Raw genomic sequence first — 13,288 nt, forward strand, 5'->3', positions numbered from 1 at the left:
GTTGCTGAAGGAGTGGGCTTCCATGATCGAACATTTTTGGAAGGATAAGTACCCAGCCGGGATTACGGCGGAAATCAATCCTGACGAATTCCCCAATATCCAGGCAGTACTCAAGCAATCCTGCCAACGCTTTGCCGACAAACCGGCCTTTAGCAACCTGGGCAAGACTATCACTTATGGCGAGTTGTATGCGCTGTCGGGGGCATTTGCCGCCTGGTTGCAGCAGCATACCGACCTTAAGCCGGGTGATCGCATTGCCGTGCAACTGCCCAATGTCCTGCAGTACCCGGTCGCGGTGTTCGGTGCCATACGCGCCGGGCTGATCGTGGTCAACACCAACCCGCTGTACACCGCGCGGGAAATGGAACACCAGTTCAACGACTCTGGCGCCAAGGCCTTGGTGTGCCTGGCCAACATGGCCCACCTGGCTGAGAAAGTGGTGCCCAAGACCCAGGTCCGGCACGTCATCGTCACCGAAGTGGCCGACCTGTTGCCGCCGGTCAAGCGCTTGCTGATCAACAGCGTGATCAAGTACGTGAAGAAGATGGTGCCGGCCTACCACCTGCCGCAGGCCGTGCGTTTCAACGCTGCGCTGGCGCTGGGCAAGGGCCAGCCGGTAACCGAGGCCAACCCGCAGGCCAACGATGTGGCGGTGCTGCAGTACACCGGCGGCACCACTGGCGTGGCCAAGGGTGCCATGCTGACCCACCGCAACCTGGTGGCCAACATGCTGCAGTGCCGGGCGCTGATGGGCTCGAACCTGCACGAAGGCTGTGAAATTCTCATCACCCCGCTGCCGCTGTACCACATCTACGCGTTCACCTTCCATTGCATGGCGATGATGCTGATCGGCAACCACAACGTGTTGATCAGCAACCCGCGTGACCTGCCGGCGATGGTCAAGGAACTGGGCAAGTGGAAGTTCACCGGCTTTGTCGGCCTGAACACCCTGTTCGTTGCCCTGTGCAACAACGATGGGTTCCGTGCCCTGGACTTCTCGGCGCTGAAAATCACCTTGTCGGGCGGCATGGCCCTGCAGTTGAGCGTGGCCGAGCGCTGGAAGGCTGTGACCGGTTGCGCCATCTGCGAAGGCTACGGCATGACGGAAACCAGCCCGGTGGCCACGGTCAACCCTGCCGAAGCGAACCAGGTCGGCACCATTGGTATTCCGGTGCCGTCGACCCTGTGCAAGGTAATCGACGAGGCCGGCAACGAATTGCCGTTGGGCGAAGTTGGCGAACTGTGCATCAAGGGCCCGCAGGTCATGAAGGGCTATTGGCAGCGTGAAGAGGCCACTGCCGAGATCCTCGACAACCAGGGTTGGCTGAAGACCGGCGATATCGCCTTGATCCAGCCTGACGGCTACATGCGTATCGTCGACCGCAAGAAGGACATGATCCTGGTCTCCGGCTTCAATGTGTACCCCAACGAGCTGGAAGATGTGCTTGCCGGTTTGCCTGGCGTGTTGCAGTGCGCGGCCATCGGGGTGCCGGACGAGAAGTCGGGCGAAGTGATCAAGGTGTTCATCGTGGTCAAGCCGGGCATGACCGTGACCAAGGAGCAGGTGATGGAGCACATGCGTGCCAACGTGACCGGCTACAAGGTGCCGCGCCATATCGAGTTCCGCGATGCGCTGCCGACCACCAACGTGGGCAAGATCCTGCGCCGCGAACTGCGTGATGAAGAGCTGAAGAAGCAGGGCTTGAAGAAGATCGCCTGACCCTGCGCTGCCCCTGTAGGAGCGGCCTTGTGTCGCGATGGGCCGCAAGGCGGCCCCGTCCATTTCAGCGCCCATGCCAAGATCCAGGGGCCGCTTTGCGGCCCATCGCGACACAAGGCCGCTCCTACAGCGAGGGCATGGGTTTTGGGCTCAGCGCAGTTTTTCCAGCATCTGGTAATACCACATGCCGGCCGCCAGCAGCGGGTTGCCCAGCAAGTCCCCCATCGGCACCCGCACATGCTTGCACTGGGCGAAGGTGTCAAACTGCTCAAGCGTACCGGTCAACGCCTCGGCCATGATCTCGCCCATGATGTGGCTGGTGGCAATGCCGTGCCCGGAATACCCCTGGCAATACCACACGTTGTCCGACAGCTTGCCCAGCTGTGGAATGCGGTTGACCACGATGCCCATGGCGCAGCTCCACTGGAACTCGATCGGCACGCCCTTCAATGCCGGGAACGTGCGCTCGATGCATGGCCGCAGTTCGCCTTCGATATCCCGCGAGTCACGGCCGGAGTAGTTGGCGCCGCCACCGAACAGCAGGCGCTTGTCGGCTGTCAGGCGGTAATAGTCGAGCACGAAGCGGCAGTCGTACACCGCCAGGTCGTGGGGGTTGATCTGCTCGGCCAGTTCGCCCAGTGGCGCGGTGGTGACGATCCCGCCCATGGCCGGGAATATCTTGCCCTTGAGTTGGCGCTTTTCCAGCTTGTGGTACACATCGCCGGCCAGCATCACCTGGCGTGCCTCGACCCGGCCGTGGGCGGTAACCACCGCCGGGCGCGGGCCATGCACGATGTCCAGCACTTCGGAATTCTCGAACACCAGCGCGCCCAGGCCATGTGCGGCGCGGGCCTCACCTAGGCACAGGTTGAGCGGGTGCAGGTGCAGGTTGCGCAGGTTCTTCAAGGCGCCCATGTACAGTGGGCTCTGCAGGTGCTCAGCCACTGCCGCGCGGTCGAGCATTTGAACCTGCTCGCCCATGCCCCGGCGTTGCGCTTCGGCCTCGAACGCGCGCAGCTCGTTCATGTGCGAGGGTTTCATGGCGGCATGCAGGTGGCCACGCTTGAGGTCACAGTCGATGCCGTAGCGCGCTACGCGCTGCTCGATTACCTGGTGGCCACGCCAGCGCAGGTGCCAGATGAAGTCATCGACCTCGGCGCCCAGGTGGTTGCGCATCTGTGAGCGCATGGCTTCGTCGCCCGACAGGCTGCCAGTGACTTGGCCACCGTTACGGCCGCTGGCACCCCAGCCTATACGGTTGGTTTCGACGATGGCCACCTTGAGGCCGCGCTCGGCCAGCTCGACTGCTGTGGCCACGCCGGTGAAGCCGCCGCCGATGATTGCCACATCCACCTGCACCGTGCCCTTGAGTTGCGGGTACTCGGTAGGGTCGTTGAGGGTGGCGCTGTAGTAGGACGGCGCGCGCTGCGCCGGGCCTTTGTGCAATGCTGCGTTCATGGGTGTTCCTTGAATGTTGAGGGGCTCAGGCCTGGTGCAGGTACCAGCGCCAGTCCTGTTCGCTGACTTCGGCCATGAACTGGCGGTACTCGGCGCGCTTGACCTTCAGGTACACGCCGAGGAAGTCCTCGCCCAATGCTTCGCGGGCCCAAGCCGACTGCTGCAAGGCGTCGAGCGCCGTCAGCCAGTCGGTGGGCAGGTGTTCGGTGGCCTGGGCATAACCGTTGCCTTGCACCGGTGCCCCTGGGTCCAGCTGTTCGCGAATGCCACGGTGGCTGGCTGCCAGGATCGCCGCCGCCGCCAGGTAGGGGTTGGCATCGGCGCCGCAGATGCGGTGCTCCACATGCCGGCTGTTGACCGGGCCACCGGGTACGCGCAGGCTCACGGTGCGGTTGTCCACGCCCCAGGTGGGTGCCATTGGTGCATAACTGTTGGCCTGGAAGCGGCGGAACGAATTGGCGTTGGGGCAGAACAGCAGCAGTGATTCGCGCAGGTGGCGCAGCATGCCGGCGACTGCCTGGCGCAGCAGCGGCGTGCCAGCCTTGTCGTCGCTGGCGAACAGATTGGTGCCGGCGTGGTCAGCCAGGCTCAGGTGCATGTGCATGCCAGTACCCGCCAGGTGCGCAAATGGCTTGGCCATGAAGCAGGCCTGCTTGCCGTGGGCATGGGCCACGCCCTTGACCAGGCGCTTGTAGCGTACCGCCTGGTCCATGGCCTGCAGTGCGTCACCGTGCTCCAGGGTGATTTCCACCTGGCCGGGGGCGTATTCGGAAATGGCCGTGCGGGCCGGGATGCCCTGGGCTTTGCAGGCGGCATACAGATCGGCGAGAAACGGCTCGATCTGTTCCAGTTCGCGCAGGCCGTATACCTGGGTGCTGCGCGGGCGCCCGCCATCGTTGTCCAGTGCCGGTTGCGGGCGGCCTTGGGCGTCGCGCTGCTGGTCAAGCAGGTAGAACTCCAGTTCGCAGGCCATCACCGGGTGGTAGCCGTCGGCCTGCAGCGCCTCGATGGTGCGCAGCAGCACGTGGCGCGGGTCGGCGATGCTGGCAGGCAACCCCTCGCTCGGGTGCATGCTCACCTGCACCGCGGCGGTCGGCACCCGGCGCCAGGGCAACCTTGTCAGGCTGCCCTCGAGCGGGTAGGCGCGGCAGTCGATATCACCCACATCCCAGACCAACCCAGAGTTTTCCACATCGTCGCCGTTCAGGGTCAGGCCGAGAATGGTACTGGGTAGCGGCCGGCCGCTCTGGTACACGGCCAGCAACTCGTCGCGGTGCAGCAGCTTGCCGCGGGGTACGCCGTTGGCGTCGAGAATGAACAGCTCGAACAACTCGATATCAGGGTTGTCGGCCAGAAAACGGGCGGCGTGCTCTACGGGGGCAAAATGCATGTTGGGTTCGCTCACGGCTGCGCAGGGCCACCGCACTGGCGGGCGGCCCGGCTGGGGCAAACGGCCAGAGGCTGGCCGGGTTTGGTCACAACGGCGTGAGGGCGGTATCCGGTGGGCGGGCGTGGCGGCAGTGCCACAAGGCCCAGAAGGCGAGGATGATGTGCACCAGCGGGTTTTCCCCGGCACGGCTGCGGGCCTTCGGTAGCGAAGGGCGCGGCAACGGTGGGGCGATGGGCTGGGCGGGCGTCATGGTTTTGATACTCACATGCGGCGTAAGGGTGATTAAAGCAGTGAATGGCAACCTTTACTTAAGGACTTGCTAAACTTTCAGCCACTGTGCGATCCCTTGTAGGAGCGGCCTTGCGTCGCGATGGGCTGCGGTAGCAGCCCAAAATCTGCGCCCCGGCACAAAACCACGGGGCTGCTGCGCAGCCCATCGCGACGCAAGGCCGCTCCTACACGGTGCGCGCCAGCCTGGACAGCAAAACAGGCGCAAATCTGCGACAATCGCGCATCCTCAGAATGCCGATCATGAAAAAGCAGGCTCACCTGCATCATTAAAAAGCCCCATGACTGACCACGCCATCGACAAATTGCTGCACAACCTCGACCACGCCATGATTGCCGACCGCCACCGCTTGCGGCGGCAATTGCATGAGCTGCGCAAGCGCCCAGACGAGGCCAAGCTGGCGCAGTGGGTGGACAAGGTCCAGGCTTCTTGTGCCCAGGTTACCGCGCGCCAGCAGAGCGTGCCGGTCGTGCGCTACGACGACAACCTGCCGATCGCCGCCAAACGCGACGAAATCAAGAAGGCCCTCGCCGAACACCAGGTGCTGGTGATCGCCGGTGAAACCGGTTCGGGCAAGACCACGCAGTTGCCGAAAATCTGCCTGGAACTGGGCCGTGGCAGCCATGGCCTGATTGCCCATACCCAGCCACGGCGCATTGCCGCGCGCAGCGTGGCGGCGCGGGTGGCCGAAGAGCTGGGTACGCCGCTGGGTGGGTTGGTCGGCTACCAAGTCCGTTTCGAAGACCAGAGCGACGCCAACACCCTGGTCAAGCTGATGACCGACGGCATCCTGCTGGCCGAAACCCAGCATGACCGCTTTCTCGAACGCTACGACACGATCATCGTCGACGAAGCCCACGAGCGCAGCCTGAACATCGACTTCCTGCTCGGCTACCTGAAGACCTTGCTGCACCGCCGGCCCGAACTGAAGCTGATCATCACCTCGGCGACCATCGACCTGGAGCGCTTCTCCAAACACTTCGACAATGCGCCGATCATCGAGGTGTCTGGCCGCACCTTCCCGGTGGAAACCTGGTACCGCCCGCTGACCAGCGAGCAGGACGAAGAGGGCAACCAGATCGAGGACGACCTGACGGTCGACCAGGCGATTCTCGCCACCCTCGACGAGCTGGCCCAGCATGAGCGCAGCCAAGGCAAAGGCCCTGGCGACGTGTTGATCTTCCTGCCGGGCGAGCGGGAAATCCGCGATGCCGCCGAGATCCTGCGCAAGGCGCAACTGCGCCATACCGAGATTCTGCCGCTTTACGCGCGCCTGTCGCCGGCCGAGCAGCAGCGCATCTTCCAGCCGCACACCGGGCGCCGGGTGGTGCTGGCCACCAACGTCGCCGAAACCTCGCTGACTGTGCCGGGCATTCGCTATGTGATCGACACCGGTACTGCGCGCATCAGCCGCTACAGCTACCGCGCCAAGGTTCAGCGCCTGCCCATCGAGGCGGTGTCGCAGGCCAGTGCCAACCAGCGTAAAGGCCGTTGCGGCCGGGTTGAGCCGGGCATTTGCGTGCGCTTGTACAGCGAAGAGGATTTCAACAGCCGGCCGGCGTTCACCGACCCGGAAATCCTGCGTACCAACCTGGCGGCGGTGATTCTGCAAATGCTGCACCTGCGCCTGGGTGCCATTGACGCGTTCCCGTTCATCGAGCCGCCAGATGGCAAGGCCATCAGCGACGGCTTCAACCTGTTGCAGGAACTGTCGGCGGTCAACCGCGAGAACCAGCTGACGCCAATCGGCCGCCAGTTGGCGCGCCTGCCCATCGACCCGCGGCTGGGCCGCATGCTGCTGGAGGGCGCACGCCAGGGTAGCTTGCAGGAAGTGTTGATCGTCACCAGTGCGTTGTCGGTGCAGGACCCGCGCGAACGCCCGCCCGAGCGCCAGCAGGCGGCGGACCAGGCGCACGCGCAATGGAAGGATGTGGACTCCGACTTCGCCGCGTTGGTGAATTTGTGGCGCGGCTTTGAAGAACAGCGCCAGGCGCTGACCGCCAACCCGTTGCGCAACTGGTGCCGCAAGCACTTTCTCAATTACCTGCGCCTGCGCGAATGGCGCGATGCCCATCGCCAGCTGGCATTGATTTGCCGTGACCTGCAACTGACGGTGAACAAGGAACCTTCCGACTACCAGAAGTTTCACAAGGCCATCCTCAGCGGCCTGCTCAGCCAGATCGGCCATAAAACCGAAGAGGGCGACTACCAGGGGGCTCGCCAGCGGCGCTTCTGGGTACACCCGTCGTCGGGCCTGGGGCGTAAGCGCCCGCAGTGGGTGATGGCCGCCGAGCTGGTCGAAACCACCAAGTTGTATGCACGCGTGGTGGCCCGGATCGAACCGGACTGGATCGAGCCGCTGGCCGGCCACCTGGTCAAGAAGAACCACTTCGAGCCGCACTGGGAGAAAAAGCGCGGGCAGGTCGTGGCCTATGAGCAGATCACCTTGTACGGCCTGATTCTGGTCGGGCGGCGCCCGGTGCATTTTGGCCCGATCGACCCGGCCACCTCGCGTGAACTGTTCATCCGCGAGGGCCTGGTAGGCGGCGAGATCCAGTCGCGGGCCAAATGCCTGGCGGCCAACAAGCGCCTGCTGGAGCAGCTTGATGAACTGGAGGCCAAAGCGCGTCGGCGCGATATTCTCGCCGATGAAGAAACGCTGTATGCGTTCTACGAAGCGCGCCTGCCCGAAGAAATTCACCAGACCGCCACCTTCGATGCCTGGTACCTCATGGGCAGCCAGAAGGATGCCAACCTGCTGATCATGCGCGAAGAGGACGTGCTGGCGCGTGAGGCCAGCGAGGTCACGGCGGCCCAGTACCCCGACAGCCTGCAGGTGGGCGAACTGCGCCTGCCGCTGACCTATCACTTTGAACCGGGGCACCCGCGCGATGGCGTGACTGTGCGCGTGCCTGCGCCGTTGTTGCCGAACCTGCCGGGTGAACGCCTCGAGTGGCTGGTGCCGGGCCTGCTCGAAGCCAAGTGCGTGGCGCTGGTACGCAACCTGCCCAAGGCCCTGCGCAAGAACTTCGTGCCGGTGCCCGACTTCGTCAAGGCGTCGCTGGCACGCATGCCGTTCGCCCAGGGGGCCTTGCCCCAGGCCCTGGGCCAGGAATTGCTGCGCATGACCGGCGTGCGTGTAGCCGACGAGGCCTGGGCCGAGTCGGTGAGCCTGGTCGAGGGCCACCTGCGCATGAATATCGAGGTGGTCGACGGCCAGGGCAAGTTCCTGGGCGAGGGCCGCGACCTGGCCGAGCTGACTGCCCGTTTTGCCGCCGCCAGCCAGGCCGCGTTGGCCGTACCGCGCACGGCTGACGCCGAAAAGCCGGTGCAGGCCAAGGCCTTCAGCCCCGTGGCGCAGACCACCCAGCAAAAGATCGCCGGCTTGTCGATGACGGTCTACCCGGCATTGGTGGACGAAAACGGCACGGTGCGCGAAGGCCGCTTCTCGACCCAGGCCGAAGCCGAGTTCCAGCACCGCCGTGCCTTGCAGCGGCTGCTGCTGCAGCAACTGGCCGAGCCGGCCAAGTTCCTGCGGGGCAAGCTGCCGGGGCTGACCGAACTGGGCCTGCTGTACCGCGAGCTGGGGCGTGTCGAAGCGCTGGTCGAGGACATTTTGCTGGCCAGCCTGGACAGCTGCATCCTCGAGGGTGAACAGCCCTTGCCACGCGAGGGTGCGGCCTTGGCCGGGCTGGCCGAACGCAAGCGCGGCAGTTGGGCCGAGCACGCCGAGCGCCTGGCCCGGCAGACGCTGGAAGTGTTGAAGCTGTGGCACGGCCTGCAGAAGCGCTTCAAGGGCAAGATCGACCTCAGCCAGGCCGTGGCGCTGAATGACATCAAGCAGCAGTTGGGCAACCTGGTGTACCCAGGGTTCGTGCGCGAAACCCCGGCCACCTGGTTCAAGGAACTGCCGCGTTACCTCAAGGCAGTGGAACTGCGCCTGGAGAAACTCGGTGCGCAGGTGCAGAAGGACCGGGTATGGAGCGGCGAGCTGGCCAACCTGTGGGCGCAGTACAAGGCCCGCGCCGACAAGCATGCCCAGGAGGGCAAGCGCGATGAGCAACTGACCCTGTACCGTTGGTGGCTGGAGGAATACCGGGTGTCGCTGTTCGCTCAGCAACTGGGCACCAAAGTGCCGATTTCTGACAAAAGATTGAGCAAGCAGTGGGGCCAGGTGGAAGGCTAAACTTCCACAGTTGTGGCAGTATTGATGCAATTTGGGGCCGCCTGGCGGCCCTTCTCGGGTGAGCCCCTCGCCCCTAACTTGGCACTAAAGTGCCACTAGGCTGTCCTATTCCCGCCAGCGCCCCCGTGGCGATGGCCTTCGAACAGAGGAACGACCGTGCATAACGTCGTGATCAGCGGCACCGGCCTGTACACCCCGGCCCAGAGTATTTCCAACGAAGAACTGGTGGCCTCCTTCAACGCCTGGTCCCAGCAGTTCAACCAGGACAACGCCGCCGCCATCGAGCGTGGCGAAGTCGAAGCGGCGCCCTTGTCGGATGCCGCGTTCATCGAAAAGGCCTCGGGCATCAAGAGCCGCTTCGTCATGGACAAGGCCGGCATCCTCGACCCGCAGCGCATGAAGCCGCGCCTGCCGGAGCGTTCCAACGACGAACCCTCGGTGCTTTGCGAAATGGCCGTGGCCGCTGCTCACCAGGCCTTGCAGCGTGCGGGCCGCACGGCTGCCGATATCGACGGCGTGATCGTCGCCTGCTCCAACCTGCAGCGCCCGTACCCGGCCATTGCCATCGAAGTGCAGCAGGCGCTGGGCATTCAGGGCTTTGCCTTCGACATGAACGTAGCCTGTTCCTCGGCCACGTTCGGCATCCAGACCGCAGCCAACAGCGTGGCCCTGGGCCAGGCGCGTGCAGTACTGATGGTCAACCCCGAGGTGTGCACCGGGCACTTGAACTTCCGTGACCGCGACAGCCACTTCATCTTCGGTGATGCGGCCACCGCAGTGGTGCTCGAGCGCGCCGACAAGGCCAGCTCGGCGCACCAGTTCGATATCGTCAGCAGCAAGCTGTGGACCGAATTCTCCAACAATATCCGCAACAATTTCGGCTTCCTCAACCGTGCGGCGGAAGAGGGGCAGGGCGCTGCGGACAAGCTGTTCATCCAGGAAGGCCGCAAGGTGTTCCGCGAGGTGTGCCCGAAAGTGGCCGAACTGATCGGTGAGCACCTGCAGGAAAACGGCCTGAACCCAAGCGATGTGAAGCGCTTCTGGTTGCACCAGGCCAACCTCAGCATGAACCACCTGATCGTCAAGAAGCTGCTGGGGCGAGAAGTGGCCGAGGAAGACGCCCCGGTGATTCTGGACCGTTACGCCAATACCAGCTCGGCAGGCTCGGTCATTGCCTTCCACCTGTACCAGGATGACCTGGCCAAGGGCGCCTTGGGGGTGTTGAGCTCATTCGGTGCGGGGTATTCGATTGGCAGTGTGATCCTGCGCAAGCGCTGATTACCTGGTCTGATCCGAGATAGCCGGGGCCGACCTGCAAAGGGCGCATTCCCCTGTAGGAGCGGCCTTGTGTCGCGATGGGCTGCAAAGCAGCCCCAGCTATTTCACGGGCAAAAAAAGCGGGAAACGCCGGATGGGGTCGGCATTCCCCGCTGTTGCGTGTTTAGAACTTGGCTTCCAGGTCTAGCTGCAGGGTATCCACGTCCGCATTGCTGTTGGGCAGGTTGGAGTAGTCGGTCTTGGCCATCAGGTAGGTTGCACCTACGCCGAAGTTCTTGTCGATTTCATAACCGACCTTGAACTTGTGGCCACGCGAACCTGTGAAGCCGGCACCGAAGTCAGAGTCGGTGAACAGGCTGACCACACCGTTACGCTGCACGTCGCGGTAGTTGTAGTCCAGGCTCCAGGCGCCGATCTTGCTCTTCAGGCCGGCCAGCCAGGCTTTGTCCTTGCCGTCGGTGCTTTCGGTATTCTTGACGAACTGGCCGTAGGCAGACAGCGGGATGGCAAAGCCGGTGAAGTCGACCTGACCGAAGCCTTCCACCAGGTTGAACTCGTTGGTGGTGTTGCCCAGCGAGGCCAGGGCGGCCGAAGCCTTGTCGTTGTCGTAGCCGTAGATGCTGCCGCCCACGGTCACCTTGACGGTGTCGGCTGCGTTGAACCTGGTGCCCAGCTGGCCTGCGTACAGCTGCGCGTCATGCTTGAACTGCACGCCGTCGCCATCGACGTTGTCTTTCAGGTTGTAGTGACCAAGGCTGCCGAAGACTTCAGCCGGGCCAACGTTCATCTTGTAGGTAGCTGCCACACCTTCCGGGTTGATGTCGCTGTCCCAGATGATGTCGCCCATGCTGACCCACGGCTGGTTCATCTTGCCGCCGATCAGGTGCAGGTTGGGCACGGCAGTCGGGTGCCAGTCGAGGTAGGCCAGGTCGACCCACAGCGATTTCTTCTCGAAGTAGTTGTCCAGGCTCTGGTTGGTCGAGCGGGCATCGGCGCTGCTACCGGTGGCCACACGCACGCCGGCGTCGACTTGCGGGTTGATCTCGCTGTAGAAGCCGACACGGGCACGTACGCGCTCACGGTCCTGGTTGCCACTGCGGGAGATCGGGTTGTCGACGTTGACGTCTTCGTAACGCAGGCGCACATCGCCCTTGATCTGGGTCTTGGCGGCCCATGCCACTTTTTGTTCAAAGGAGCTCATACGTTCGGACTGAGCTTTCTGGTCGGCCTTTTCCTTGGTTTCTTTTGCCAGATCGCCTTGCAGTTCATTGTACTGCGCCTGGTTGATCGAGCCGTTGGCGCGCAGCATTTCGAGCAGCTTGGCGTCGACAGCAGCACTGGCCGGGGCGCTCAGGGCCAGCATCATGCCGGTGAGGCTCATTCCGGTAAGTGTAGAAACAAGACGCATAAGGTTCTCCCTACTGAAAAAAATGGGGGAGGCTCAAGCGCCTGCCCCTGTGTTGGCATGTTTCCGGAAAGGGCCTGAATAGACAGGTTCTGGTGTTCCGGAAAACAGGCGCAAGTATTGCGAGGGGCGGTGACAGATTAATGTCTGATTAGTGGCACTGTTGTTAAGTAAGTGAGAAGAAAAGGGGCAGCCTGGCGTTCATCATTTGAGTGACGCGCCTGGGTTGGGGATACTGAACGCCTCCCGACTGCGAGCCAAAACCGTGACCAGCCTGTACAGCCTTGCCCATTTGCGTGATCTTCCGGCGGCCACCTGGGATGCCTTGGTGCCTGCCGGCCAACCCTTCCTGCGCCACGGCTTTCTCAGCGCCATGGAGGACAGCGCCAGCGTTGCTCCCCAGACGGGGTGGGCTGCCGAGCACCTGGTACTGGAGCGTGACGGGCAGGTGCGGGCGCTGTTGCCGGCCTACCGCAAGTGGCATTCGTTTGGCGAGTACGTGTTCGACCACGGTTGGGCCGATGCCTGTGAGCGGGCCGGCATTGCCTATTACCCCAAGTTGCTGGGGGCGGTCCCGTTCAGCCCGGTCAGCGGCCCGCGTTTGCTGGCCGACGACCCGGCCGATGGGCTGCTGTTGCTGCAGGCGTTACCTGAGTACCTGGGCAAGGGCGGGCTGTCGGGTGCCCACATCAATTTCACCGATGCGGCGCTGGACCAGCAGTTGGCCGGCCTGCCGGGCTGGCTGGAACGCCTGGGCTGCCAGTTTCACTGGCAAAACCGCGGCTACCGCGACTTTCAGGACTTTCTCGACAGCCTCAGCTCGCGCAAGCGTAAGCAGATGCGCAAGGAGCGCGAGCAGGTGGCGGGGCAGGGCATCGATTTTCGGTGGTACCGGGGCAATGAACTGGACGAGGCGCAATGGGACTTCGTGTTCCGCTGCTACGCCAACACCTATGCCGTGCGGCGCCGTGCGCCCTACCTGACCCGTGCGTTCTTCAGCCTGCTTGCCGAGCGCATGCCCGAGGCGCTACGGGTGGTGATGGCACGCCAGGGCGGGCGGGATGTGGCCATGGCCTTGAGCCTGGTGGGGGGTGACAGCTTGTTTGGCCGTTATTGGGGTTGCCTGGACGAATTCGACCGGCTGCATTTCGAAACCTGTTTTTACCAGGGCATGGACTTCGCCATTGCCGAAGGTTTGCAGCGCTTCGATGCTGGTGCGCAAGGTGAACACAAGCTGATTCGAGGGTTTGAGCCGGTGCTGACGCGGTCGTGGCATTACCTGCTGCACCCTGGGTTGCGGCGGGCGGTGGAGGATTTCCTGGCGCAGGAACGGGAAGGGGTGAAGGGGTATGCCGAGGAGGCGCGGGGGATGTTGCCTTACCGGCGGGACTGAGAAGCTTGTATTGCTGGTAATGGCCCTATCGCTGGCTTGCCAGCTCCCACAGGGATTGCATCAGGGCTGACAGGTGGTCGCCACAAGATATGCAGTGCCTGTGAGATCGAGCGCCGCCCGCGCGGCGCATCGCGAGCTGCGCTCGCTCCTACGTTTGTTTCGGGCCAGT

The 13,288-nt window shown here is 63.5% G+C and carries 8 protein-coding genes; 4 read left to right on the top strand and 4 right to left on the bottom strand.

The window, feature by feature from the left end:
* Positions 1 to 22 precede the first annotated feature (22 nt).
* Complete coding sequence (gene fadD1, locus EGJ22_RS14985) at positions 23 to 1,720, top strand: long-chain-fatty-acid--CoA ligase FadD1 (RefSeq protein ID WP_009686764.1); 1,698 nt, start codon at positions 23 to 25, stop codon at positions 1,718 to 1,720.
* Positions 1,721 to 1,870: 150 nt separating this feature from the next.
* On the opposite strand, the gene EGJ22_RS14990 is transcribed toward fadD1, so the two are convergent.
* From EGJ22_RS14990 to EGJ22_RS26165, 3 genes are all read right to left on the bottom strand, one after another.
* Complete coding sequence (locus EGJ22_RS14990; protein ID WP_029885384.1) at positions 1,871 to 3,178, bottom strand: FAD-binding oxidoreductase; 1,308 nt, start codon at positions 3,176 to 3,178, stop codon at positions 1,871 to 1,873.
* Positions 3,179 to 3,203: 25 nt separating this feature from the next.
* Entirely contained in the window at positions 3,204 to 4,568 is a 1,365-nt protein-coding gene (locus EGJ22_RS14995; protein WP_029885383.1) for a glutamine synthetase family protein, read from the bottom strand.
* Positions 4,569 to 4,653: 85 nt separating this feature from the next.
* Entirely contained in the window at positions 4,654 to 4,818 is a 165-nt protein-coding gene (locus tag EGJ22_RS26165; protein ID WP_009686760.1) for a hypothetical protein, read from the bottom strand.
* Between the two features lie 319 nt (positions 4,819 to 5,137).
* On the opposite strand from EGJ22_RS26165, the gene hrpA reads away from it, so the two are divergent.
* Together hrpA and EGJ22_RS15005 are read left to right on the top strand one after the other, a co-directional pair.
* The gene (gene hrpA, locus EGJ22_RS15000; protein WP_125920311.1) at positions 5,138 to 9,043 is read left to right on the top strand and encodes an ATP-dependent RNA helicase HrpA; all 3,906 of its coding nucleotides are present in this window, start codon (positions 5,138 to 5,140) and stop codon (positions 9,041 to 9,043) included.
* A gap of 156 nt (positions 9,044 to 9,199) precedes the next feature.
* Complete coding sequence (locus EGJ22_RS15005; RefSeq protein WP_009686756.1) at positions 9,200 to 10,321, top strand: beta-ketoacyl-ACP synthase III; 1,122 nt, start codon at positions 9,200 to 9,202, stop codon at positions 10,319 to 10,321.
* 163 nt (positions 10,322 to 10,484) lie between these two features.
* Here the strand turns inward: EGJ22_RS15005 and EGJ22_RS15010 are convergent, their stop codons facing one another.
* Positions 10,485 to 11,729 carry a putative porin gene (locus EGJ22_RS15010; protein WP_029885381.1) on the bottom strand — a complete coding sequence of 415 codons (1,245 nt, stop codon included), beginning with the start codon at positions 11,727 to 11,729 and terminating at the stop codon, positions 10,485 to 10,487.
* A gap of 262 nt (positions 11,730 to 11,991) precedes the next feature.
* Between EGJ22_RS15010 and EGJ22_RS15015 the strand changes: the two genes are divergently transcribed.
* Positions 11,992 to 13,119 carry a GNAT family N-acetyltransferase gene (locus EGJ22_RS15015; protein WP_054912663.1) on the top strand — a complete coding sequence of 376 codons (1,128 nt, stop codon included), beginning with the start codon at positions 11,992 to 11,994 and terminating at the stop codon, positions 13,117 to 13,119.
* Positions 13,120 to 13,288: the final 169 nt, after the last annotated feature.

The organism is Pseudomonas sp. p99-361, from assembly GCF_003935475.1.
Taxonomy (GTDB): Bacteria; Pseudomonadota; Gammaproteobacteria; order Pseudomonadales; family Pseudomonadaceae; genus Aquipseudomonas; species Aquipseudomonas juntendi.